Annotated in this window: 21 protein-coding genes; 19 read left to right on the forward strand and 2 right to left on the reverse strand. The window is 54.8% G+C overall.

All coding sequences use genetic code 11. The features are described 5' to 3' along the window. Positions 1-29 precede the first annotated feature (29 nt). The 16 genes from M2298_RS08375 to pyrE all read left to right on the forward strand — a co-directional run bounded on the left by M2298_RS08375 (position 30) and on the right by pyrE (position 20463). The gene (locus M2298_RS08375) at positions 30-2405 is read left to right on the forward strand and encodes a sugar phosphate nucleotidyltransferase (RefSeq protein ID WP_173599276.1); all 2376 of its coding nucleotides are present in this window, start codon (positions 30-32) and stop codon (positions 2403-2405) included. A 45-nt stretch (positions 2406-2450) separates the two neighbouring features. Further along, positions 2451-4412, forward strand: a complete 1962-nt coding sequence (locus M2298_RS08380) for a glycoside hydrolase family 15 protein (protein ID WP_173597052.1) — start codon at positions 2451-2453, stop codon at positions 4410-4412. 11 nt (positions 4413-4423) lie between these two features. Further along, positions 4424-5857 carry a phosphoglucomutase/phosphomannomutase family protein gene (locus M2298_RS08385; protein ID WP_280648433.1) on the forward strand — a complete coding sequence of 478 codons (1434 nt, stop codon included), beginning with the start codon at positions 4424-4426 and terminating at the stop codon, positions 5855-5857. A gap of 163 nt (positions 5858-6020) precedes the next feature. Beyond that, positions 6021-6662 carry a serine/threonine-protein kinase gene (locus M2298_RS08390; protein WP_122965041.1) on the forward strand — a complete coding sequence of 214 codons (642 nt, stop codon included), beginning with the start codon at positions 6021-6023 and terminating at the stop codon, positions 6660-6662. 74 nt (positions 6663-6736) lie between these two features. Next, a complete protein-coding gene (gene lspA / locus M2298_RS08395) occupies positions 6737-7189 on the forward strand; it encodes a signal peptidase II (protein WP_063229926.1) in 453 nt (150 codons plus the stop codon). A gap of 36 nt (positions 7190-7225) precedes the next feature. Further along, entirely contained in the window at positions 7226-8155 is a 930-nt protein-coding gene (locus M2298_RS08400; RefSeq protein WP_122965042.1) for an RluA family pseudouridine synthase, read from the forward strand. Positions 8156-8172: 17 nt separating this feature from the next. Further along, positions 8173-8574 carry a VOC family protein gene (locus M2298_RS08405; RefSeq protein WP_173599273.1) on the forward strand — a complete coding sequence of 134 codons (402 nt, stop codon included), beginning with the start codon at positions 8173-8175 and terminating at the stop codon, positions 8572-8574. A gap of 103 nt (positions 8575-8677) precedes the next feature. Then, positions 8678-10021, forward strand: a complete 1344-nt coding sequence (locus M2298_RS08410) for a TolB-like translocation protein (RefSeq protein WP_173599272.1) — start codon at positions 8678-8680, stop codon at positions 10019-10021. Between the two features lie 214 nt (positions 10022-10235). Then, entirely contained in the window at positions 10236-10775 is a 540-nt protein-coding gene (pyrR, locus tag M2298_RS08415; RefSeq protein WP_063229922.1) for a bifunctional pyr operon transcriptional regulator/uracil phosphoribosyltransferase PyrR, read from the forward strand. A gap of 153 nt (positions 10776-10928) precedes the next feature. After that, complete coding sequence (locus tag M2298_RS08420; protein WP_122965045.1) at positions 10929-12263, forward strand: solute carrier family 23 protein; 1335 nt, start codon at positions 10929-10931, stop codon at positions 12261-12263. Positions 12264-12436: 173 nt separating this feature from the next. Continuing rightward, a complete protein-coding gene (locus tag M2298_RS08425; protein WP_173597056.1) occupies positions 12437-13378 on the forward strand; it encodes an aspartate carbamoyltransferase catalytic subunit in 942 nt (313 codons plus the stop codon). Further along, positions 13345-14625, forward strand: coding sequence for a dihydroorotase (locus M2298_RS08430; protein ID WP_122965047.1), 1281 nt, complete (start codon positions 13345-13347; stop codon positions 14623-14625). The genes M2298_RS08425 and M2298_RS08430 overlap by 34 nt, the downstream gene beginning before the upstream one ends. Before the next feature lie 85 nt (positions 14626-14710). Next, positions 14711-15808 (forward strand): carbamoyl phosphate synthase small subunit, encoded by a 1098-nt coding sequence (locus tag M2298_RS08435; RefSeq protein ID WP_217021497.1) that lies wholly within the window; start codon positions 14711-14713, stop codon positions 15806-15808. After that, complete coding sequence (gene carB / locus M2298_RS08440; RefSeq protein WP_122965049.1) at positions 15792-19007, forward strand: carbamoyl-phosphate synthase large subunit; 3216 nt, start codon at positions 15792-15794, stop codon at positions 19005-19007. Before M2298_RS08435 ends, carB begins: the two co-directional genes overlap by 17 nt. Positions 19008-19058: 51 nt before the next feature. Continuing rightward, positions 19059-19796: an orotidine-5'-phosphate decarboxylase gene (pyrF, locus tag M2298_RS08445; RefSeq protein ID WP_122965050.1), complete on the forward strand. Its 738-nt coding sequence runs from the start codon at positions 19059-19061 to the stop codon at positions 19794-19796. A gap of 28 nt (positions 19797-19824) precedes the next feature. Further along, positions 19825-20463 (forward strand): orotate phosphoribosyltransferase, encoded by a 639-nt coding sequence (gene pyrE, locus M2298_RS08450; protein WP_063229915.1) that lies wholly within the window; start codon positions 19825-19827, stop codon positions 20461-20463. A 269-nt stretch (positions 20464-20732) separates the two neighbouring features. Here the strand turns inward: pyrE and M2298_RS08455 are convergent, their stop codons facing one another. After that, the gene (locus M2298_RS08455) at positions 20733-21812 is read right to left on the reverse strand and encodes a saccharopine dehydrogenase family protein (protein ID WP_280648434.1); all 1080 of its coding nucleotides are present in this window, start codon (positions 21810-21812) and stop codon (positions 20733-20735) included. A 92-nt stretch (positions 21813-21904) separates the two neighbouring features. After that, complete coding sequence (locus M2298_RS08460) at positions 21905-22222, reverse strand: ArsR/SmtB family transcription factor (protein ID WP_063229913.1); 318 nt, start codon at positions 22220-22222, stop codon at positions 21905-21907. Between the two features lie 191 nt (positions 22223-22413). Here M2298_RS08460 and M2298_RS08465 point away from each other — a divergent pair, with 191 nt between their 5' ends. The 3 genes from M2298_RS08465 to kynB all read left to right on the forward strand — a co-directional run bounded on the left by M2298_RS08465 (position 22414) and on the right by kynB (position 25731). Beyond that, positions 22414-23508 (forward strand): peptidoglycan-binding domain-containing protein, encoded by a 1095-nt coding sequence (locus M2298_RS08465; protein ID WP_280648435.1) that lies wholly within the window; start codon positions 22414-22416, stop codon positions 23506-23508. A gap of 283 nt (positions 23509-23791) precedes the next feature. Beyond that, complete coding sequence (locus M2298_RS08470) at positions 23792-24973, forward strand: AAA family ATPase (RefSeq protein WP_173600209.1); 1182 nt, start codon at positions 23792-23794, stop codon at positions 24971-24973. 140 nt (positions 24974-25113) lie between these two features. After that, positions 25114-25731 carry an arylformamidase gene (gene kynB, locus M2298_RS08475; protein ID WP_173600208.1) on the forward strand — a complete coding sequence of 206 codons (618 nt, stop codon included), beginning with the start codon at positions 25114-25116 and terminating at the stop codon, positions 25729-25731. Positions 25732-25779 lie beyond the last annotated feature (48 nt).

Consider the following 25779-nt stretch of genomic DNA (forward strand, 5'->3'; position numbering starts at 1 on the left):
CAACGATGATGAAGGAGGAAGGAAAAAAGATGAAGGCAGTAATTATGGCTGGTGGTAAAGGTACGCGTCTACGTCCGTTAACGTCCCAAACTCCAAAACCAATGGTGCCACTCTTGAACCGGCCTTGCATGGAGTACACGATCGATCTGTTGAAGAAGCACGGAATTACAGAGATTGCCGTCACGCTCCAATACTTGCCTGATGTCATCCGCGATACGTTTGGTGATGGTTCGCGCTACGGTGTTTCTCTCGTGTACTTTGAAGAAACGACGCCGCTCGGAACAGCGGGCAGTGTGAAAAACTGCGCCGATTTTCTCGACGAACGGTTCATCGTCATCAGCGGGGATACGTTGACCGATATGGATCTGTCAGCAGCGATCCGTTTTCATGAGCAAAAAGAAGCGTTGGCTACGCTCATCTTGACCCGGGTGGAGACGCCGCTAGAATTTGGCGTGGTCATGACGGATGAACAGGGCCGGATCAATCGTTTTCTGGAAAAACCAAGCTGGGCAGAAGTGTTCAGCGATACCGTCAACACAGGGATGTACGTCTGCGAACCGGAAGTGCTTTCTTATATAGAAGAAGACAAAGAAGTCGACTTCAGCAAAGAAATTTTCCCCTTTTTCCTCCAGGAACAAAAACAGCTGTACGGCTATGAGGCGAGCGGCTACTGGTCGGATATTGGCTCGCTTGAAGTATACCGCCAGGCACAGTTTGATCTGCTGGATGGCCGTGTGAATCTGGAAATCAAAGCCCAGGAAATCGCCCCGCGCATCTACCTGGAAAATCACGTTCGCGTCGACTCTTCGGTACGTCTGGAAGGGCCGGTTTATATAAGTGAAAATGTACACTTGCAAGCGGGAGTAGCTGTGGGGCCTTATACGGTCCTGGGCAGCAACACGGTCGTTTCTTCCGGTAGCAAGCTTTCCCGCGCGATCTTCTGGGAAAATAGCGTGATCGGGAAAAAGACGGAAATTACCGGAACGACCCTTTGCAAAAATGTCCGACTCGCCGATTGCGTGCAAGCAGGCGAGGGAGCCGTCATCGGAGACAATTGCCAGATCGGAGCGAAATCAGTCGTGAAGGCAGGCGTCAAAATTTGGCCGGACAGAGAGGTGGGGGAAAGCGCAACGGTCACGACCTCGCTCATTTACGGCATGAAACAGACGAAAAACTTGTTCGGAAACAACGGGATCAAAGGGCTCGCCAACGTGGACATCACGCCGGAGTTTGTCACCCGGCTGGCTGCGGCGTACGCCTATTTGCAAAAGTCCGGCAGCAAAATTGCCCTTTCCGCGTGCTCGCATCCTTTTGCGCAGCTGCTCAAGCACAGCATCATGACGAGCTTGTGCTCCTCCGGCATTGATACGGTGGATTTTGGCGTCGGCAACTCCCCGCTCATCCGCTATGGTGTGCGCTCCCTCGGTTGCGTCGGCGGCATCCACGTGTTCATGAACGAAGCCTTAGACGAAAAAGAGATCGTCATCCAGTTCATCGATCAGACAGGACTGCCCATCACGCGTGATATGGAGCGGAAAATTGAAAATGCCTACTGGCAGGAGACGTACGTGCGCAACTTGCATCATTTGGGCGAGCTGCATGTCGAGCATCAAGTCCAGGAGGCGTACTTGCTGACTATGGCCCAGCAGCTGGATATGACGGCGATCCAGCGCCAGCGTTTTCACTTGCTGATCGACAGCGAAACCCGCTTTTTCCCCACGTTCCTCGCCCCGCTGTTCCACGAGCTGGGAGTGACGGTGACGTATGGCGCGATTCAGGATGGCATCAGCAAAAAGAAAGCCGATCTGGGGATTCGGCTGGATAAGAACGGCGAAGCGCTGGCCCTGTTTACAGAGGAAGGCGCGAAGCTCTCCGCTGAACAGCTTCTGGCGTTGCAGCTTTTGGCATGCAGCGGCCGACATCAACGCATCGGTCTTCCTGTCAGTGCCCCGATGGAGCTGGAACATCTGGCGCAGCTTTTGCAGATCGAGGTCATCCGAACGAAGGTGACGCCGCGCTCCATGATGGAAGTGGCGGCGGAGGATCACTTCCATCCTTTGTTCGATGCCGTGTACAGTCTCATGAGCATCCTGTCCTATCTCGCCCAGGAGGAAAAGCCGCTTAGCCTGCTGCTTGAGCTGTTGCCTGCGTGCCACATGGAGCGGAAAACGGTGTTTTGCCCGTGGGGTGCGAAAGGCAAAGTGATGCGAAAAGTGCTGGAAGAGAACAAAGGCAAGCTGCTGGAGCTTGTGGACGGAATCAAAGTGTATGACACGAATGGCTGGGTACTGATTTTGCCCGACTCCGAGGATTCGCATGTCAAAGTCATTTCGCAGGGAGCGACAGCAGAGACAGCGGCAACACTCGCCTCGTCCTATGCGAGACGAATTGCGGAGTATCAGTGAGGATAAAGGGAATCGACAGCCTGAGTACGGGAAGGATGTGAAGGCATGCCGAGACCGCTCGTCGTCGGGAACGGAAGACTTTTGATCAATTTTGACGACAAGCTGCACATGCGCGATCTGTACTATCCGTATGTGGGCCAATTAAATCACGTCGGCGGACACTTCAGCAAGCTGGGAATATGGGTGCAGGGGCGCTTTTCCTGGCTCGATGAAGACGGCTGGACACGAAAGCTGGGCTACGACCGGGAATCGCTCGTCACAGATGTTCACGCTCATCATGAGCATCTGGCGGTTTCCTTGCAGATCGCAGACGGGGTGCACCAGCGCGATCCGATTTATTTGAAAAAAGTGTGCGTTCGCAATCATGCCAATGAAGTGCGCGAGTTCCGGCTGTTTTTCAATCACGATTTCAGCCTGAACGAGACGGAGGTAGGGGACACCGCGGTGTATGATCCCCGCCTCGGCACTGTGTATCACTACAAACGCAATGTGTACATGATGGCAAACGGAGTCACCCCGGAAGGCGGAATCAACCAGTACAGCGTCGGGATCAAGCGGTTCAACTACGCAGAAGGAACATGGCGAGACGCAGAAGACGGCCTGCTCGCGGGAAATCCGATTGCGCAAGGCTCTGTGGACAGCACGATCTCGTTTCGGATGGTGTTGCAGCCGCACGAGGAAAAAACGATGTACTACTGGCTGTGCGTCGGCGAATCGTACGACGCGGTGCGGACGCTGAATCAGTACGTGCTGGACAATGACCCGGACCGGCTGCTTGGTCGCGTCGCCGTCTACTGGAGACGTTGGGTCAACAAGGAGGAGCGCGACTTCGCCGACCTGCCCCAGGAGATCGTCCATCTGTACAAGACCAGCTTGCTTCTGGTGCGGACGCAGATCGACCAGAACGGAGCGATTTTGGCGGCAAATGATTCCGACATCCTCCAGTTCAATCGCGACCACTACAGCTACATGTGGCCGCGAGACGGTGCCCTGATTGCCAGCGCGATGGCGAAAGCGGGGTATACGGGAGCAGTCGCTCCGTTTTTCCGCTTTTGCGCCGAGGCACTCAATGAGGAAGGGTACTTGCAGCACAAGTACAACCCGGATGGCTCTGTCGGCTCCAGTTGGCATCCATACGTGGTCGACGGGGAAATCCAGTTGCCGATTCAGGAGGATGAAACAGCCCTCGTTCTGTACGCGCTCTGGGAGCAGTACAAGAGCGGCAAGCAGATTGAAGACTGCCAGGCGCTGTATCCGACGCTGGTTCGTCCCGCTGCCCGCTTTTTGCTGGAGTACGTCCATCCTGCGTTGCAGTTGCCCAAGCCAAGCTATGATTTGTGGGAGGAGCGCCGCGGCATCTTCACGTTCACCAGTGCCACGGTGTACGCCGGGCTGATGGCGGCGGCGCGGTTTGCCCAACTGTTCGGAGATGACCGCCGACACAAGCGTTACGAGGACGGGGCGAAAAGCATCCGCGCTGCGATGGAAAAGCATTTGTACGATCCGGGAATCGGACGGTTTTTGCGGGGAATTTACGTGCGGCCCGACGGTGGCGTGGAAAAAGATTTCACTGTGGAGAGCAGCTTGCACGCCCTGTTTGCCCTCGATGTATTCCCTGTAGACGATCCGCGCGTGCAGCGCACGATGGAGGCTGTGAAAAAGAGTCTGCGCGTCGATACAGAGGTAGGCGGCTTCGCCCGCTATCAGGGAGACTACTATTTCAAAAAGTCGCACGATGTTGCCAAAGTGCCGGGCAATCCGTGGATCATCTGCACGCTATGGGTAGCTGACTGGGAGATCGCCAAGGCAAAATCGCTCGACGAATTGCAGGAACCGAAAAACAGGCTCGCCTGGGTCGTGCGTCACGCGCTGCAAAGCGGCGTGCTGTCCGAGCAGCTTGACCCGTATTCGGGTGCCCCCGTATCGGTTGCGCCTTTGACCTGGTCGCACGCTACGTTCGTAGCTACTGTTCTGCGCTATTTGGAAAAAGTGAATGAGTTGCGCTAACGAGGGGAGAGATGGAGATGACGGCAATCCGTTTCGGTACAGACGGCTGGCGCGACATCGTGGCGGACGGCTTTACGATGGCCAATGTCCGCATCGTCGCACAAGCAATCGCCAGCTACACAAAAGAAGTCGGCCAGCAGGAGCAGCCGATTTTGATCGGATATGACACGCGCTTTCTCGGGAGACGGTTTGCGGAGGAGATCGCCAGTGTGCTCGCAGCGAACCGGATTCGTTCTTATTTGGTGAACGAGGCGGCTCCTACGCCAGCGGTCGCCTTCGGAGTCAAGCATTTTGCGGCCAGCGGGGCGATCATGGTCACCGCCAGCCACAACCCGCCTGAGTACAACGGGATCAAATACATTCCCGAATACGCCGGTCCAGCCACACCGGAGATCACGGCGAGGCTGGAAGCGTGGATCAGCGAGATCGCGTCTTCCGGTCAACCAGTGCAGACAGTCGCTTTGTCAGATGCCGCGCGCGACAGGCTGCTGCAAGTAATTGTGCTGCGTCCTCACTACGAGGCCCATCTGCGGCGCATGGTCAACATGGATGTGTTGCGCAACTCCGCCCTGCATGTCGTCGTGGACGCGATGCACGGCGCAGGAATGGGCTACGTCAGCTCGCTGCTTGCGGAAGCCGGAGTCAAAACGGTGGGAATCCGGGAAACGCCGGACGCCGCTTTTGGCGGAGATTTGCCGGAGCCAAACGACAAGCACCTTGGCCTGTTGAAAAAAGAAGTGCTGGAGCGCAAAGCGTCACTCGGGCTGGCGAATGACGGTGACGCTGACCGCTTCGGAGTCGTCGACCGTTTTGGCACCTACATACCGCCTAACGATGTGCTTGTTCTTTTGACCCATCATCTGGTGAAAAACAGGAAGCTGACCGGGCGGATCGTGCGAACAGTTGCGACCACGCACCTGTTGGATCACATGGCCGAGCACTACGGGCTGGAGCTGGTAGAGACTCCTGTCGGCTTTAAATACATCGGAGAGCAAATGCGCCAAGGCGACGTCCTGATCGGGGGAGAAGAAAGCGGGGGAGCCAGCGTCCTCGGCCATATCCCGGAAAAAGATGGCGTCCTGATCAATCTGTTGCTCACCGAGATGGTCGCTTTTGAAAACAAGGAAATCGACCAGATTTTGCGCGATGTGTACGATGAGTTCGGCGAGCTGTTCCATACGCGCCTCGACATGCGCCTGGCGGAAAAAGAAAAGTGGATTCAGCAGATGGTCACTACGCCGCCGCAGCGGATCGGGCCATACGCGGTGCAAGGCATCAACCGGATGGACGGGATCAAGCTGCTGCTTGAGGAAGGGCACTGGGTACTGATTCGTCCTTCGGGCACGGAGCCGCTGGTGCGGATATACTGCGAGGCGACGAATGCGACAGCGCTTGCCAAGCTTCAGGAAGCGATCCGCGACTGGTTTTCGGAAATTAATGTATAAAAAAGAACAAGAAAAGAGCGGAAGAACGGACGCCCAACAGCGCCGTTCTTTCTTTTGTATTTTCACTCTGTTTCGAGTTTTTTTTCGTACGGGGTTTTTTAAAAAAATTCATTTTGCTAGAATCATCTTATAGAAGTCGGTACTAGATGAAAGATGGGGACCTATGCGCATTGACCAAGAAGTGTTGGAAGCTTTTTTGCATGAAGTAAAAGTAGAAAGCCAGTCGCCGGATGATCCTGTCGTCGTTGTCCACACGCCCTATCCGTGGGAGCTGGTTGGGACAGGAAATTATGCCGCGGTTTTTGCCCATCCCGATTACCCGCGTGTGGTGATCAAGCTGTATGCCCCTGGCAGGCCAGGCTGGGAGAATGAAATCGCAGTGTACAAGAAGCTGGGCGAGACTCGTTCGTTCCCGGTCTTGTACGATTATGGCAAAGGCTATCTGGTGATCAAACGAATCAACGGCATTTCCTTGTTCGACTGCGTCCGTTTTGGGATTCCCATTCTGCCACAGGTGATCGAGGATGTGGAGGATGCGCTGGACGAAGCGCGCGAAAAAGGGCTGTTCCCACACGATGTCCACGGCAAAAATGTGCTGATGGATCAAGGGCGGGGGTACCTCATTGACGTCTCGGACTACTACAAGAACGTTCCGGACAGCAAGTGGCGGGACTTGCGCAAGGCGTACTACAAGATTTACCTTCCTTTTATGAAAGACCGCGGCTGGAAAGTCCCCCTGTGGGTGCTGAACGGAATCCGCAAAGGGTATCGGCTGTACAAAAAGGCAAGGCGCTTGTTCAGGTGAGCGCACTCTGGTAAAATGATCATTTGACATTGTGTTTGCATGGCTGCTTGAAGCAGGTGAAGGAGGACATTCCATTGTTGTATTTTCTGATTGCAGCAGGTATTATTGCGCTTGATCAATGGACCAAGCACCTTGTAGTAAATAATATGGAGAGGGGAGATTCCATCCCGTTGATCGCGGATGTGTTTCATCTCACCTCGCATCGCAACATGGGGGCGGCTTTTGGCATCCTGCAAAATCAGCGCTGGCTCTTTATTGTCATTACGATTGCTGTAGTAGTTGGCATTGTGTATTCCCTGATTCGCCTCGGGAAAAAACAGCCGCGAGCTTCTTTGGCGCTGTCGATGGTATTGGGCGGAGCGATCGGGAATTTCATCGATCGGGCCACAACCGGACAAGTCGTCGATTTTCTCGATTTCACCCTGATCAACTTCCCGATTTTCAATGTCGCTGATATGGCGATTACGATCGGTGTCGGTATTTTGCTGCTGGATGTCTTTCTCGAAGGCAGAAAAAGCGGACGGTAACCACCTGGATCGAAGTAACTTTGTGAGGAGACAAACATGAACGACACGCAATTGTTTGAACGGTATGATTGGAACGTTGAACCCGAGGATGCGACCGAGCGGATTGATAAATACATCACGCTGCAAAATGAAGATTGGTCCCGCTCGCAGGTGCAGGCATGGATCAAGGAAGGCCGCGTCACCGTGAACGGCGAGCCGATCAAGAGCAACTACAAGCTTCAGGCGGAGGACGAGGTCACACTGCGCGTGCCGCCGCCAAAAGAAATGGCGATCCAGCCGGAGCCGATGCCGCTGGAAATCGTGTATGAAGACAGCGATGTCGTGGTAGTCAACAAGCCGCGCGGACTGGTGGTTCACCCTGCTCCCGGCCATTACAGCGGGACGCTCGTGAATGGACTTTTGGCCCACTGCAAGGACTTGTCAGGCATTAACGGCGTGCTTCGCCCCGGTATTGTGCACCGGATCGACAAGGACACGTCAGGACTGTTGATGGTCGCCAAAAACGACAAGGCGCATATGGGATTGGCGGAGCAATTGAAGGAGCACACGGTGAATCGCACGTACGTCGCGATTGTCCACGGTGTCATTCCGCACGAGATGGGCACGATTGACGCACCGATCGGACGCGATCCGAAAAACCGCCAACAGATGGCGGTCGTCTTCGAGAACAGCAAGCCGGCCATTACGCATTTTATCGTGCTGGAGCGCTTCAAGGAGTACACATTGGTGGAGTTGAAGCTGGAAACAGGCCGAACGCATCAAATTCGCGTTCATATGAAATACATCGGATACCCGCTGGCGGGCGATCCGAAATACGGTCCGAAAAACACGCTGGAGATCGACGGACAGGCACTGCATGCCAAGACGCTCGGCTTCACACACCCGCGTACGCAGGAACGGCTGGAGTTTGAGGCGGACATGCCTGCGGACTTGACCGATATCGTGAATTTTCTCAGACAAGCGTAAAAGGCAGGGGAAGGCAAGTGCTGAAAAGATTGGCGCATGTGACACTGTACGTTCGCGATTGCGAGGAAGCTCTCGTCTTTTATACGGAAAAGCTCGGTTTTGAAAAAAGGATGGATTCGCGCATGGACGATGGCTCGCGCTGGCTTACGGTCGGATTGCCGGGCCAGGAAGTGGAAATCGTCCTGCATGATCCGACGCACTGGCACCGCGAGGAAATTGCCCGCGAGATGCTCGCTGCGGTCGGCAAAAATCCGATGTGGGTCTGGGAGACAGACGATTTTTCCACTACCTACGAAACATTGCGCGGGCGCGGCGTGAAGTTCGTCAGCGAGCCTGTCGAAGTGATTTATGGCATGGAGGCGATTTTCGAGGATTTGTACGGCAATCGCTTCTTGCTGCTTTCACCCGTCAGCTTGTGATTGTACATAAACGCTGTATGATTCGAAAACGCTAGTAGAGAGCAACGCAACGGCTTTCTTCTGGCGTTTTTTTTGACGCAAACGATGTCGAGGAGGGGATAAGATGAGAGGGAAGTGGCGTAAGGCGGCTGCTGTTTTGACGATGCTTGGCATGCTGTCGGCAGCAGGCGGGCAGGCGATGGCGCAAGAACAGGTGAAGCTTCCGGAACGAGTGAACAAGGAAGTGAGCGTCCCGGCGCACGTAGCTTTTACGAGCAATCAGCATCTGTTTTTGCTGGACGGGCAGGATAAAAGCAAAGCGCCGAAGCAAATCACCAAAGACGGACTTGCCGAAATCGCAGGCTGGTCCGCTGACGGCAAATGGCTGTTGTTTGTGAAATACAAAGGAAACGACAACTATACGGAACCGGGCTATTTGTGGGCGGTTCGCGCGGATGGCAGCAAAGTGGTGCAAATCGATGACAGAGCGATTACCGGAAAGCCGAAATGGTCGCCGCAGAAAAATCAGGTGGCCTACACAGTCAATGTCGGTACAGCCGAACAGCCGCGCACTTTGTTCAGCATCAAGGAAGTGCGGGAAACCGGAGAGGTGCTCGCAACGAGCGAGACATCTGCTGCGTTTTTCGACTTCACCTGGATGCCGGACGGCGAAACGATCCTGACCTCGTGGGAAGCAGGAAAAGATCGCCCGATGAAGCTGGTGCTGCAAAATCTGGCGGGCAAACCTGTCGCTGCGTATCCGATCGCAGAGGCGCCGAATGTCGAAGATGGGATTTACGCCCTGGCGGCGACGAACATGAAAGTATCGCCTGACGGTCAGCTCGTCGCCTATTACGTGCGCTACAACGCCGCTTCCTTGTCTGCGGATGGCGTGCCGATCCAATTGTTCAATCTGAAGCAGCCTGCGAAAAAGCCGCTCGAACTAGGCTCAGGCTTGGCCTACTCCCAGTGGCTCGAGTGGACGGCGAACAGCCAGCAACTCGCTTTTATTGACGGAAACGACCGGATGGCGACGGAAAACAAACACTTGAAGCTGTCCAGCCGCGATGGAAAAGTCGTTTCGGCGAGCCCGGCAGACAGTGTCGACACGTATCCCGTCTGGATGCAAAAGCCGCCGTACACGTTGTTTTTCTCCAGAGGAAAAGCGACGCCGTACGCTTTTGACCCGAAAAAGGTGATGGTGCCCGGCCAGCGTATCTGGACGCGAGAAGCAAACGGGGCAGAGCAGCCGTTGACGAAAGGCTCGCTGCAGACGGCTGATTACTATCCATCCCCATCTCCTGACGGCAAGCAGCTCCTGTTCTTGCGCCTCGCTTCCGCCGAGGACGGCTCCTTGTTCCTGCAAGCAGACGGAAAAGAAACCGAGCTAGTCAGAGGGATCACGGGCGACATCGGCTATTACGCCAATTACTTGCCGGAGTGGATCGCCGTCTATTGGAATAGTTAGATTTCTTGCCATTCCATTGACACCCGGCTTGTTTCGTGACATAATCCTATTTGACGAATGGAACCTTTAAATCCAGTCCCGTGAGGCTGGCAAGGGCACGGAATGACAAGCGAGGTCTAGCGCAAGCTGGCTTCCTTGTCCGAGGGTTTCTTGTCTCCTGACAAGGAGCCTTTTTTCGTAAAGCCACTGTTCCCGTCGAGGAGGGGATATCGAGATGATCAACAAAAGTGTCATCATGGATGAAGCGGCAATCCGCCGCGCGCTTACTCGCATTGCCCACGAAATTATCGAGCGAAACAAGGGTGTCGAGGACTGCATCATCGTAGGCATCAAGACCAGAGGAATTTACCTCGCAAAGCGTCTGGTCGAAAGAATCGAGATGATCGAGAACGTAAAAGTGCCAGTCGGCGAGCTGGACATTACCTTTTATCGCGACGATCTGCAACACAAATCGGAGGATGCGGTTTTGCAAGGCTCGCAGCTCCCCGATCAAATTACAGGAAAAACAGTCATTCTGGTGGATGACGTGCTTTATACCGGAAGAACGGTACGCGCCGCGCTGGATGCTCTGATTGACAGCGGCCGCCCGCGGATGATCCAACTGGCTGTGCTCGTTGACCGCGGTCATCGCGAACTGCCGATTCGCCCTGACTTTGTCGGGAAAAACTTGCCGACTGCGCGGACGGAAATCGTCGACGTGCAACTGGCTGAAGTAGACGTGATGGACATCGTGTCCATCCGACAGCTGATCTAACTGAATGAATCCTCTTTAACAGCGATCCCGTGAGGTCGACAAGAGGCAAGAAACTTCCCATGTGTATGGTGAAGTTAGCCTCTTTGTGTCCGCACAAAGAGGCTTTTTGTATGAACGAGGGAAGAAAATGAAACACAGGGGGAAAATAAGGCCATGAGCCAAAAACACTATGTTGATGTAGACGAAACACCACAGATTTCCAAGCTGCTGCCGCTATCCATTCAACACTTGTTCGCGATGTTCGGCTCTACGGTACTGGTGCCGATCCTGACCGGGCTCGATGTAGCGACGGCGCTGTTCACCAGCGGAATCGGCACGCTTTTGTTCCTCTGGATTACAAAAGGAAAAATTCCGAACTATCTCGGATCATCATTCGCCTTCATCGGCCCGATCATCGCCGTAACGGCCTCGCACGGAGTAGGCACTGCACTGCTCGGCTGCTTCTTGTCCGGGATCGTGTACATCATCGTCGCGGGCATTGTGAAAAAGGCAGGCGTCAAGTGGCTTGACAAAGTGCTGCCTCCGGTTGTGATCGCCTCGGTCATCGTCGTCATCGGACTGAGCCTGGCTGGTGTAGCGGTAGACATGGCAACGAAAGTAACGGTAGATGGACAGTCGCAAATGTCTCTGACCTCCATCGAAATTTCTCTGGTGACGATGCTGATCACCATTTTGGCAGCGGTTATGCTGCGCGGCTTCCTCGGACTCATCCCGATCCTGATCGGAATTATCACAGGGTATGTATACACGCTGATTCGTCACCCGGAACTGATCGACTTTCAAAAGGTTGTTACAGCCGACTGGTTCGTTGCGCCACCGTTCAAGTTCGGTGAAGTGATGGGTGTGATCGGCAACGGATCTGCCTGGATCGCCGCACTGGTTATCGCGCCAGTCGCATTCGTCACACTGGCAGAGCATCTGGGCCACTTGTTGGTAACAAGCAAAGTCATGGATCGTGACCTGATGAAAAATCCAGGTCTGCACCGCAGCTTGCTCGGTGACGGGATTGCCACTTCGCTGGCCGCGTTCATCGGTGGGCCGCCAGCGACAACGTACGGCGAAAACATCGGGGTATTGGCCATCACTCGTGTGTACAGCAAAGTAGTCATCGGTCTGGCAGCCGTCTTCGCCATCCTGTTCGCCTTCATCGGCAAAATCAGCGCGCTGTTGATGACGATTCCGACTCCGGTGCTTGGCGGTGTGTCGATTATCCTGTTCGGGATTATCGCGGCACAAGGCTTGCGGATGTACGTCGAACACAAAGTAGACTTTGCCAATAAACGCAACATGATTGTCGCCGCTGCGATTCTCGTCACCGGGATCGGCGGATACAAGATCAGCTTTGCAGGTGGAGGTCTTTTCAGCGACCTGACCATTGACAATATCGCATTCTCTACCTTCCTGGGAATCTTCCTGCACCTCATCCTGCCTGGCAAAGAGTCGGCGATGGGGGAAGCATCCCGCGAAGACGAAAAACAAATCGCGTAAACGTTCCCCATTCCTTTAAATCCAGTCCCGAGAGGCTGGCAAGGCATAGAACGCTGTTTTGGCTGCCCAAAATCGGCATCCGTCCGGCTTCTTGTCTCTGCTACCTCTCTATAGGTAACGTGAGTCAAGAAGCTTTTTCTTTCGATAAATCAGATTAACCGGAGGGATTTTCGATGAACAACCTAGCGCACCTGATTGGCTTGAAAGACTTGTCCAAACAACAGTTGGTCCAGCTTTTGGACCGCGCGCAATACTGGGCGGCTAGACCCAGTGAGCAAGCAGACATCTTGCGCGGCCGCTTCGTGGCGAATCTGTTCTTTGAAGCCAGCACCAGAACCCGCTTCTCTTTCGAAGTAGCTCAAAAGAGACTCGGCGCACATGTGTTGAACTTCATCCCGGAAACCTCCTCTACAGTAAAAGGCGAGACGGTGTATGACACGATCCGCACGCTGGAAGCGATGGGCGTGGAGGCTGCGGTGATCCGCACGAAAAAGGAAGGGCTGTTGCAGGAGCTGGCGCAGACGGTAGACATGAAGCTGGTCAACGCCGGAGACGGGACAAACGAGCATCCGACTCAATGCCTGCTCGACCTGCTGACGATGAAACAGCAGTTCGGCATGCTGGAGGGCTTGACGGTGGCGATCATCGGCGACTTGCGCCATAGCCGCGTGCTCGGTTCGCACCTGCACGCCATGCCTAAGCTGGGAATCAATCTGCTGCTGGCTGGTCCGCCTGCGATGATGCCAGCGGACATCCCGCAAGGCGTCAAAGTAGTGAGCATGGAAGAAGCGATCCAAACTTCAGATGTAGTCATGATGCTCCGCGTCCAGCTGGAGCGCCACACCGAATCGCTCTACACTTCCAAGGAAGAGTACCACAAAGCATTCGGGCTGACGCTGGAGCGGGCGACCATGATGAAGCAAGGCGCGGTCATCATGCATCCGGCCCCTGTCAATCGCGGAGTCGAGATTCACACCGACCTGGTAGAATGCGAAACATCTTTAATCCAAAAACAAGTAACCAATGGAGTCGCAGCGAGAATGGCTGTACTGGAAACTCTGCTGAAAGGGAGCGATGCAAAATGGGAACCATCCTTGGCAACGGCAACGTACTAAATCAGGCGGGAGAACTGATCCCGGTAGAAATATTGGTGGAAGAGGGACGAATCGCCGCGATGGGAGAAAGCCTGCCGCGCGAAGGCCATGACTGGGTAGATTGCAAAGGCGGAATGATCAGTGCGGGATTGATTGATGTCCACGTCCACCTGCGCGAGCCGGGTTTTGAACATAAAGAAACAATCGAGACAGGAGCGACAGCAGCCGTGCGTGGCGGCTTCACGACGATCTGCTGCATGCCGAATACCCGTCCTTCCATTGACAGTGTGGAAACAGTGACCTCGATCCTGGACAAAGCGCGTGCAGCCGGAAAGGCCCGCGTGATTCCTTACGGCGCGATCACCGTACGCCAGCTGGGAAAAGAACTGACAGACTTCGCAGGCTTGAAGGAAGCGGGAATTTTTGCCCTGACAGATGACGGTGTCGGCGTGCAGTCCACGGCGATGATGAAAAAAGCGATGACAGCAGCAGCCGAGCTGGGAATTTCGATTGTCGCCCACTGCGAGGACGAAGACCTGCTGATTCCGGGAGCGGCCTTGCACGACGGCGTGGTCGCAGCGCGCCACGGACTGCCTGGCATTCCGTCCGAATCCGAGTCCATCCACGTCGGACGCGACATTTTGCTTGCGGAACAGACAGGTGTGCACTACCACGTATGCCACATCAGCGCAAAAGAATCTGTAAGACTCGTGCGCGACGGCAAGCGTGCAGGTGTGAACGTCACTTGCGAAGTAACGCCACACCACTTGCTGCTGTGTGACGAGGACATCCCGGACAATCTGGATACGAACTGGAAAATGAATCCGCCGCTGCGTTCCCGCGAGGATCGCGCAGCGCTGATCGCCGGGCTAAAAGACGGCACGATCGACATGATCGCGACAGACCACGCTCCACATACGCAGGAAGAAAAAGCAAACGGCATGGCTCGCGCGCCATTCGGCATCGTCGGTCTGGAAACAGCTTTCCCGCTGCTTTATACCAACCTGGTGCAAACAGGCGAGCTGACTCTGCAAAGACTGGTTGAGCTGTTGACTGTACAGCCAGCGAAAGCTTTCGGACTGTCGGCCGGACGTTTGGAAGTAGGCGCGGTGGCAGACTTGACTGTCATCGACCTGGAGACAGAAAAGAAAATTGATCCGACAACCTTTGCCAGCAAAGGAATCAATACACCGTTTACGGGATGGGCGTGCAAAGGCTGGCCGATCCTAACACTGGTAGACGGCAAGATCGTACATCAAGGCGTGTAAAACGACTCAGCCTGTCAACTAGCAAGCGAGCGGGCACCTACGGGAGAGACGGCAGCTTTTACACGAAAATGAAGGAGGAGCATAGATGCGTGCAAGATTGATTTTGGAAGACGGAACAGAATTTATCGGAACAGCGTTCGGAGCGACGAAGGAATCCTACGGGGAAGTGGTTTTCAATACAGGACTGACAGGATACCAGGAAGTTCTGTCTGACCCGTCCTACTGCGGGCAGATCGTAACCATGACATACCCGCTGATCGGGAACTACGGGATCAACCGCGACGACTTTGAAGCTGTTCGTCCGTACATTCACGGCTTCGTCGTCCGCGAGCATTGCGATATGCCGAGCAACTGGCGCAACACCAACACGCTGGATGAGCTGCTGAAAACATACGACATCCCGGGGATTGCCGGAGTAGACACGCGGATGCTGACGAGAAAAATCCGCTACCACGGCACGATGAAAGGCATGATTACGACCAGTGAAGCCCCGCTTGACGAGCTGGTGGCAGCGCTCAACAACACGACCTTGATGACGGATCAAGTTTCCCGCGTCTCTACAAAAAGCGTGTTCAGCTGCCCAGGGACGGGACATCGCGTCGCACTCGTTGACTTTGGCTCCAAGCACGGCATCTTGCGCGAACTGACCAAGCGCAACTGCGATGTGGTCGTCGTGCCGTATGACGTGACGGCAGAAGAAATTCGCCGCATCCAGCCAGACGGCATCCTTTTGTCCAATGGCCCTGGCGACCCGAAAGATGTACCGCAAGCAAGCGAGATGATCCGCAGCATTTTGGGAGAATACCCGCTGTTCGGCATCTGTCTCGGACACCAGCTGTTCGCCCTCGCTTCTGGCGCAGACACGATGAAAATGAAATTCGGCCACCGCGGCGGCAACCATCCGGTGAAAGAGCTGCCGACGGGACGCACATACATCACTTCCCAAAACCACAGCTACGCTGTAAAAGAAGATTCGCTCGCGGGAACCGAGCTGGAAGTTACCCATATCGCTCTGAATGACGGGACGATTGAAGGACTGCGCAACCAAGCGAAGAACGCCTTCTCCGTTCAGTATCACCCGGAAGCGGCTCCAGGGCCGTACGACTCCGGCTACTTGTTCGACCAGTTTCTTGCGATGATGGAAACCGCTAAGGAGGAAAAAACTCATGCCAAAACACGCTAATTTGAAAAAAATCCTCGTGATCGGATCGGGTCCCATCGTCATTGGGCAAGCTGCGGAATTTGACTACGCTGGTACGCAAGCTTGCGAAGCATTGAAAGAAGAGGGCATGGAAGTTGTCCTGATCAACTCCAACCCGGCGACTATCATGACTGATACCAATATGGCTGACAAAGTGTACATCGAGCCAATCACGCCTGAATTTGTAGCGCGCGTGATCCGTCAGGAGAAGCCGGACGGACTTTTGCCTACCCTTGGCGGTCAAACAGGCCTGAACATGGCGGTTGCCCTTGCAGAAGCAGGCATTTTGGAGCAAGAAAACGTGAAGCTGCTCGGCACCAAGCTGGAATCGATCAAGCAGGCGGAAGACCGCGAGCTGTTCCGCGCCCTCATGAACGAGCTGGGCGAGCCGGTTCCTGAATCGGTGATCGTCAGCACAGTCGAAGAAGCGGTCAATTTCGCCAACGAAATCGGTTATCCGATCATCGTGCGCCCAGCCTACACCCTGGGTGGAACAGGCGGCGGAATTTGCGACGACGAAGAAAGCCTCCGCGAGATCGTCGCAAGCGGTCTGAAATACTCGCCGATTACCCAGTGCCTGATCGAGAAAAGCATTGCCGGAATGAAGGAAATCGAGTACGAAGTCATGCGCGATGCCAACGACAACTGCATCGTGGTCTGCAACATGGAAAACATCGACCCGGTAGGGGTTCACACAGGTGACTCGATCGTCGTAGCGCCAAGCCAGACGCTCGCTGACCGCGAGTACCAAATGCTGCGCTCTTCCGCGCTGAACATCATTCGCGCACTCGGCATCGAAGGCGGCTGCAACGTGCAGTACGCGCTTGATCCGCACAGCTTCCAATATTACGTCATCGAGGTAAACCCGCGCGTAAGCCGTTCCTCTGCGCTGGCTTCCAAAGCTACTGGCTACCCGATTGCGAAAATGGCAGCGAAAATCGCCATCGGCTATACGCTGGATGAACTGAAAAACCCGGTGACAGGACAGACGTACGCTTGCTTTGAGCCGACACTGGACTACATCGTGAGCAAAATCCCGCGCTGGCCGTTTGACAAGTTCCAGTCTGCCAACCGCAAGCTCGGCACGCAAATGAAAGCGACAGGCGAAGTCATGGCGATCGGACGCACTTTTGAAGAATCGATCATGAAGGCGATCCGCTCCCTGGAAATCGGTTCCTACCACATCGAGATCAAAGGGGCGGGAGAGATTTCCGAAGAGGAACTGACAGCCCGTCTGATTCAGGCCGACGATGAGCGCCTGTTCCTGCTGGCGGAAGCACTGCGCCGCGGCTGGACCATCGACCAACTGCACAGCTTGACGAAGATCGACCTGTTCTTCCTGCACAAGTTCCACAAAATGATCGCTTTTGAACAAGAGCTGGCAAACGGACTGACAGCTGACAAACTGTTCGAAGCAAAACGGATGGGCTTCACCGACCGGAAAATCGCCGAGCTGTGCGGCGAAACCGAAGAAGCAGTACGTGCGCTCCGCATGGAAAAAGGCTTCGTTCCGGTATACAAAATGGTAGATACGTGCGCAGCCGAATTTGAAGCGCAAACGCCTTACTACTACTCCAGCTACGAGGTAGAAGATGAGCGCATCGAAACAGGCAAAAAGCGCGTGGTCGTACTTGGCTCCGGCCCGATCCGGATCGGTCAAGGGATCGAGTTTGACTACGCAACCGTGCATGCTGTCTGGGCTTTGCGCGAAGCGGGCTATGAAGCGGTCATCATCAACAACAACCCGGAGACGGTTTCGACAGACTTCAATACATCCGACCGCCTGTACTTCGAGCCGCTGTACATCGAAGACGTCATGAACATTCTCGATGTTGAGAAACCGGAAGGCGTGATCGTGCAGTTCGGCGGACAAACAGCGATCAACCTGGCTGACAAGCTGGCCGAGCGCGGCATCAAAATTTTGGGCACGAGCCTGGAAAACATCGATGCAGCAGAAAACCGCGAGAAGTTCGAAGCGCTCCTGCGCAGCCTGGATATCGCGCAGCCGCCTGGCAAGACGGTAACATCTGTCGAGCAAGCGGTAGTCGCAGCGGAATCGCTCGGCTTCCCGGTACTGGTTCGTCCATCCTACGTCCTGGGCGGACGGGCAATGGAGATCGTCTACAACGAAGCCGAGCTTCGTGAGTATATGGAAAAAGCAGTGAAGGTCAACCCGGATCACCCGGTATTGGTCGACCGTTACATGGTCGGGGTAGAGGCAGAAGTCGATGCGATCTGCGATGGCGAAAACGTGCTGATCCCAGGCATCATGGAGCACATCGAGCGCGCAGGGGTTCACTCCGGCGACTCTATCGCGGTTTACCCGCCGCAATCGCTCTCCCAGGCGATCAAGGATGAACTGATCGACATGACGACGAAGCTGGCGCGTGCGCTGCAAGTCAAAGGCTTGCTCAACATCCAGTTCGTCATCTACAAAGATCGCCCATACGTCATCGAGGTGAATCCGCGCTCTTCCCGTACGGTGCCATTCCTTTCCAAAGTGACAGGCATTCCGATGGCGAACATCGCAACGAAAGCGATTCTCGGCCACTCGATCGTCGAGCAAGGCTTCACACCGGGCTACCATCCGGAAGAATCGGTTGTATCGGTCAAAGTTCCGGTCTTCTCCTTCGCCAAGCTGCGTCGCGTAGACATTACGCTCGGCCCGGAAATGAAGTCGACCGGGGAAGTCATGGGCCGGGAGAGCACGCTGGCAAAAGCGCTGTACAAAGGCTTGGTCGCTGCTGGCATGAACATCCCGACACAAGGAACCTTGCTCGTAACAGTAGCAGACAAAGACAAGGAAGAAGCGCTCGACATCGTAAAACGTTTCCGCCACCTCGGCTTCAAGCTGATGGCGACGGCAGGAACGGCTGATTATCTGGAGCAAGCAGGCTTGTCCGTTACACGCGTGAACAAACTGTCCGAAGGCACGCCAAATCTGCTCGACGTGATCCATACAGGCGAAGCGAACATCGTGCTCAACACGCTGACAAAAGGCAAAACGCCACAGCGCGACGGCTTCCGCATCCGCCGCGAAGCAGTAGAGAACGGCGCGGTATGCTTGACTTCGCTGGACACAGCTTCTGCCCTTCTGCATGTGCTGGAAACGATCACGTTCTCGACAGAAGCAATGCCTGCCCAACGCGCAGGTGCGAAAGTGGCAGCAACCGTATCCTAGACGAGGGTCAAGGGTAGCAGACCAGACTGGACGAGAAAAGGGGAGAGCAGTGTGCAACAGCAATTGACAGATGTTCGGGAGCGCATGATTGTTGCGCTCGACTTTTCCACCATGGATGAAGTGAAGAAGTGCCTGGAGCCGCTCTCCGGGCACATCCGCTACGTAAAAGTGGGGATGGAGCTGGCGTACGCCGAAGGGCCAGCCATCGTGTCCTATTTGAAAGAGCAGGGGCTCAAAGTGTTTGTGGACTTGAAAGTTCACGACATCCCGAATACAGCCAAAGGGGCGATGAAAAGCCTCGCGCGTCTTGGCGCTGACATGGTGAACGTGCATGCTGCCGGGGGCGTGGCAATGATGGCAGCGGCGAGGGAAGGATTGGAGCTGGGGACAGCGGCAGGTGCTGCTCGTCCTCTCCTGATCGGCGTAACGATGCTTACTTCGACAGGAATGCAGACGATGAACCAGGAGCTTGCGATCCCAGGCTCCGTCGAAGATGTCGTCGTGCATTACGCCATGATGACGAAGCAAGCCGGATTGGACGGGGTTGTCGCTTCTCCACTGGAAGTGCCGATGATCAAACAGGCAGCGGGCGAGTCTTTCGTAACCGTGACGCCAGGCATCCGTCCTTTGGGAACAGATCAAGGAGATCAGACGCGGATTACGACACCGGAACAGGCTTTCCGCCTGGGCAGCGACTATCTCGTGATCGGACGTGCCATCACAGGGGCAAAAGATCCCGCAGGCGTCTGGCAAAGTATCGTGGCAGCGGTAGAAGCAGATCGCGCGTAAGCATTCACGCCGGAAGGGATGAAGAGAAATGACGACAAACACAACAGCCAAACAAATTGCAGCGAACCTCCTGGAGATCGGAGCGGTTCACCTGCGCCCGGAACAGCCTTTTACCTGGACATCGGGAATCAAGTCGCCGATTTATTGCGACAACCGCATCACCATGTCTTACCCGCACGTACGCCGGGCGATTGCCCAGGCATTTGCCGAGCTGATCAAAGAAAAGTATCCAGACGCCGAAGTTGTGGCGGGAACGGCTACGGCTGGCATTCCGCACGCGGCATGGGTGGCAGAAGTTCTTGATTTGCCAATGATTTACGTGCGCGACAAGGCAAAAGGACACGGCCGCCAAAACCAGATCGAAGGCGCACTTTCCGCCGGACAAAAAGTAGTGGTCATCGAAGACCTGATTTCTACAGGCGGCAGCTCCCTGAAAGCAGCGCAAGCCGTTCAGGCAGAGGGCGGCGAGGTGCTGGGCGTCGTAGCGATCTTCAGCTACCAGTTCCCGGATGCGGAAAGCTTGTTTGCCGAAGCAGGCGTTCCTTGCACGACGATTTCCCACTACACGGCACTGCTTGAGGCGGCAAAAGAACAAGGCGTAATCACAGCGGAACAGGAGAGCGTGCTGGGCGAATGGCGCAAATCTCCACGGACGTTTTTTGCATAAAAACTGATTTGGCTTCGGAAAAGAGTGGACACCGTTGAAGTAACGGCTCCACTCTTTTTGTTTTTTGGAAACGACCAACAAGGATTGTCTCGGCACGCACAAAGTGGCGGACTGGGCGAGAGTTTACGCTTCGGGGAAAAAAGTCGCCAGATGGAAAAGCAAGACATCCGAATGGTTCGTTCTAAACGCAACTGGAGAGCGCAGAAGAGTGCCCGATCCAGGGGCCATCCTTTTTGCCTGCCTGTTCTGCGTAGCAGTGGAAACGCCCGTCAGACTTGATTTCGGACGCGAATTTGAACACCTTCTGCTTCGAAAAAGCGGGTGATCCACGTCTGATCTTCTCGCAGATCAGCCAGTTGTTCAGGGAAAAAGATGCCGCCAGCAGTAGCCAGATTGTTGCCTTCCATCAAGATTCTTTGCGCCTGGATGGCAGCTCCTGTAGCGGTCAGGTGAGTTTGTCCCTGCGGGTCTGTGATCTCCACCTGTCTGCGCGTGAGCACACCGTGCTGGTCGCGTCCTTCAATCTGGACGGTGACATGGTGCGCAGCGCCTGTGCCCGGGTTGTACAAAATGCTTTGCCGCGCTTTTTGCCCGAGCAGCTTCCACACTCCGCTCCGCACGAGGAAAACGAGTGCGGACGTGGACCATGTTTGATCGAAAGCGATGCGGAAGTTTGCTGAACGGACGGACGAATCTTGTACCAATGTCACATGATCGGGCGTATCCAGCCGATAGCATTTGGCCCGAAAGCCGTTCGGAAAAGTAACCGGACGCGGCTCTGTCATAGGCAGAACGGTTCGCGTTTGGCTTCCTTCGAAAACGTGAAAAGGAATCGTCATCCTGTTCATGTAAGCGGTAGAATCCGGCCCTGCTTTATCATGCAAAGAGTAAAGGGCGTATATATCGACAGACGCTTCCTGCAAGCCGTCTGCGTACATTTTGCCGAAAAGGGCGGGAGTTCCTCCCATCCACCCAGAGGCGAGGACGATTGGCGCACGAAGATCAACGCTTCGCAGTCGGTCGATGGCTCCCGAGAATCGCTCTGTCCAGCGGGTGACGTCCACGAGCGGAATTTGCCGCCGAGCGCTTGCGAGCAGCAGCCTGTCATCAGGATCGTTGACGGCATTAATAATGAGGGACAGGTCTTTTGGCGCATTAATAAGCGGGTCTGCTGCCGTATTGTCCACGAAAAGCGAATGAACTCGGGGAGAGGCGAAAGGAAGCGGCTTCCCCGGATTTCTGCCCCCGAGCAGCAATTGCAAGTCGTGATTTTGCTCGTGTAAAATGCGGGCAATTTGGCTGCCGACAGTCCCATACCCGCCGACGATTAATCCTTTTTTCTCAGCCAAAGAAAACTCCTCCGTTTGTATGTTTATTTGTTTAAGTTTATCAACATAAAGTGGAGAAGAAAAGGGACGCGCTGTCCCTTGCCAGTTGCTCGTTATGAACATTCTTCTTCGACAAATGTGACGAGTTGTTTAAACAGAAGCATCGCCTCTGTAATTTCCAAGCGGTAGTAAATTTCTGTTCCTTTTTTCTCGGAGTGGAGCAATCCGGCTTGCCGCAATATTTTCAAATGATGGGAAACGGTCGGCCTGGACATCGGGATATGCTCGGCAATTTGCGTGACGTTCAAGCTTTCTTTGTCAATCAACAGGGCGACGATTTGCTGGCGCACGGGATCACCTAGCCCTTGGAAATAAGGACTCAGCTGCATAAAAAGGTGGATCGCTTTTTCGTTACAGGTTGGATGATTCATAGCTACACTCCGTTAATAAACTTAATCATTTGAACGTATTATAATCCTCCTTCCTTTTTTTTGCAACCTTCAAAACGGCTGATTTGCAAAGGTTTTTCCGCAACGGCTCTCGCTGTGATTCATGTAATGGAAAAGCAAATCAGGGAATAGTAAGAGGGGTTACAAATAAGTTGAAGGAAGGTGCTTATGTCATGAAGGAATGGACGGGGAGCGCAGTCTCCCGCGAAGCAGTAGGGAAAATCAGAAAGGTATTCGGCTCTTGCTTTCTGGCGCTGGCGTTGCTCTTTTTCATCCCGGGCACAGGTCTCGCGGTAGGCAAAGGCGCGCAGGGACCAGACGTATACGTGATTCAAGGGATGTTGAAATCATTAGGTAGCTATTCTGGACAAATCAACGGATACTACGACGATGTCACGGTGCGCGGCGTCAAGCATTTCCAGAAAAAACACGGCTTGCCTGCGACAGGCTCTGTGGACAAGCGCACGCTTAATCGCATGGTTTACTCTTATGATCGAGTCGTTTCCAATCCACACCGCGGCGGAGCAGGTCAAGGTAGCGGCAAAGGCATCGGAGGCGGAGCAGGCCAAGGTGGCGGCAAAGGCTTTGGCGGCGGAGCAGGTCAAGGCGGCGGCAAAGGCATCGGTGGCGGAGCAGGTCAAGGTGGCGGTAAAGGCTTTGGCGGCGGAGCAGGTCAAGGTGGCGGCAAAGGCTTTGGCGGCGGAGCAGGTCAAGGCGGCGGTAAAGGCATCGGTGGTGGAGCAGGCCAAGGTGGCGGCAAAGGCATCGGTGGTGGAGCAGGCCAAGGTGGCGGTGAAGGCATCGGTGGCGGAGCAGGCCAAGGCGGTGGAGCAGGCCAAGGTGGCGGAGCAGGCCAAGGCGGTGGAGCAGGCCAAGGCGGTGGAGCAGGCCAAGGCGGCGGAACAGGCCAAGGTGGCGGCAAAGGCATCGGTGGTGGAACAGGCCAAGGCGGCGGAGCTGGTGAAGAAGGCGGCAAAGGAACTGGCAACGGCGGCGGAACCGGAGAAGGCGGCGGCAAAGGAACTGGCAACGGCGGCGGAACCGGAGAAGGCGGCAAAGGAAACGGCAACGGCGGCGGAACCGGAGAAGGCGGCGGCAAAGGAAACGGCAACGGCGGCGGAACTGGAGAAGGCGGCGGCAAAGGAAACGGCAACGGCGGTGGAACTGGCAACGGCGGCGGTACAGGCAACGGTTCCGGCAATGGCAATGGATCTGGCAAAGACAATGGTCAAAATGCCGAGGACAACGAAGGAAACGGCAAAGACTAAAAAACCGTTACCTGGCAAAAACGCTTCGTTTCTCCCAAAGAGACGAAGCGTTTTCGTTTAGACAGGCGAAGCAACGGTTTGCAACGTCATTTTGTCCTTCGTCCGCCAATGTTCGCAATCCCGACTTTCCATATTCTGCTTGCAGGACGTTTGCATTATAATAAAGACGTCCGCGCTCCTTTTTCGGATGGGGTGGAAGACTTTTTCCCTAGCATGGAAGTCATGCAAAACAAAAGCTGACATACATAACGACACAGGATATTGATGGCAGAGGATGAATCACATGGCGAAAATAGAGATCATAAAAAGCATGCTGAGCAATGATCGGGGAAATGCCCATGCATGGTTTCTTTTGGGAATGGAGCATGCGGAACTGGGGGATCGCACGGAAGCATTGCAAGCTTTTACGCAAGCTCTCTCACTCGGAGATGGGGAAATAAAAGATAAAGTTGCAGTGGAATTGAACAAGCTGCAAAGGGAAATGCCGTTTTCCAAAAGCAAAAAAGGAAGCGCTTCTTGGGAGGCTTCTCTTTTTGGCTGGAGGCCCTCGCGACGAATCCAGGTGATAGAGGGGGGCAAAGGAAAAGCAGTTGAGCATGGTTGCGCGTTGCCCGACTTTACGACTGGCTATCATTCGGTTGGCGGGTTGCAAGCTGAAAAAGAAGTGATCGTAAACACATTCGCTGCCCTGACACAGCAAGGCGTGGTACATGAAAGGGGAGAGCGAGGAGGGATTTTGCTTTACGGCCCATCCGGTTGTGGCAAATCATTGCTCGCTAAAGCGACGGCAGAGGAGTGCCGCGTTCCGTTTTTTCCGATAGCGCAATCGGCAGGAAGCGACGTTATGTCCTATCTCGCTGAGTCTTCCTTTTCTGCTGTTGCGGAGGCAGACAGCTATCAAAATAAGCCGCTGCTTGTCTTTTGGGACGAGCTGGACGGGCGACAAGGGCCACAGTTCGCCTATCAGAAGCAGGTGGATACGGAATTTGCATGGCTTGCGAAACTGGGCGAGTGGCAGCAGGCTGAGCGAGGGCTGTTCCTTATGGGAGCGACTACCGTTCCCTGGGAGCTGGACATCGCATGGTTGCGGGAAATCGGCTTTGCGCAAATGCTGTTTGTCAGTCCGCCGGATCGGGCAGCGCGGGCAGAAATTTTCCGGTTGAAGCTGAGAGGCAGGCCCGCCGAGCCGATTGATTACGCGCAACTGGCAGGCTGGACGGAATTTTATTCAGGAGCGGATATTGAGTACGTAGTTGAGCTTGCTACCGAGCAAGTCTTGCACGATTTTTTGACCAAAGGGGTGGAAAGGCCCATTCAGATGAGCGATTTGCGCGAATCGATCGCAGCCACTCGGCCGACGACGATCGAGTGGCTGCGGACGGTCAAAGAACATTTGCAAGAAATCAACCGAGACGGACATTATGCGGCTGTCGCACAATATTTGGACATGCATCGGCGCATTTGACTGGCAGGACCGGACTCACTTGAAAAACGTGAGGGGGTCCTGCCGTTTTTCTTGAAATAGAAAGAATATTGACGCAACGACTGTCTTTCTATAATCTGAGGGTAATCGAGCTGATTCAGCAAGGAATGGGAGGAATCGACATGAAGCTGTATGATATATCTCGACCACTCACAAAAGCTACGCCGACGTGGCCGGGGGACACAGCTTTTCAGTACACCGTGAACTGGCCCAAATCAGAAAGCGGCTCCGTCAATGTCGGGAAGCTCGTGATGAGCATTCACACGGGAACGCATGTGGACGCGCCGTTTCATTTTGATGATCACGGGAAAACGACGCTGGAATTGCCGCTTGATCTGTACGTAGGCGCAGCCAGAGTAGTCGATGTGTCGGGGCGTGCAAGCATCGGAGCGGATGATCTGGCGGGAATCGACTTGTCAGGGGTAACCCGATTGTTGCTCAAAACCATGTCGTGGTCCGAACCCGAGACGTTTCCTGCTGAGATTTGCTACCTTCGTCCTGATTTGCCGCCGTTTCTGGCAGAAAAAGGAATCAGGCTGCTTGGCCTGGACGTGCCTTCCGTCGATCCGCTAGAGAGCAAGGAGCTGCCTGCCCACCACGGGCTGCACCAGCATGGCATTTATATTTTGGAAGGGTTATGGCTAGATGCCATCGAGCCTGGCGACTATGAATTGATCGCACTGCCGCTCGCCTTGGCTGGTGCTGATGGAAGTCCTGTGCGGGCTGTTCTGCGCCGATAGGCTGTAGCGATGAAAAACCGCTCATACCTTAAAGCGGCATGAACGGTT

It is taken from the genome of Brevibacillus sp. 1238 (assembly GCF_029892995.1).
GTDB classification, from domain to species: Bacteria; Bacillota; Bacilli; order Brevibacillales; family Brevibacillaceae; genus Brevibacillus; species Brevibacillus parabrevis.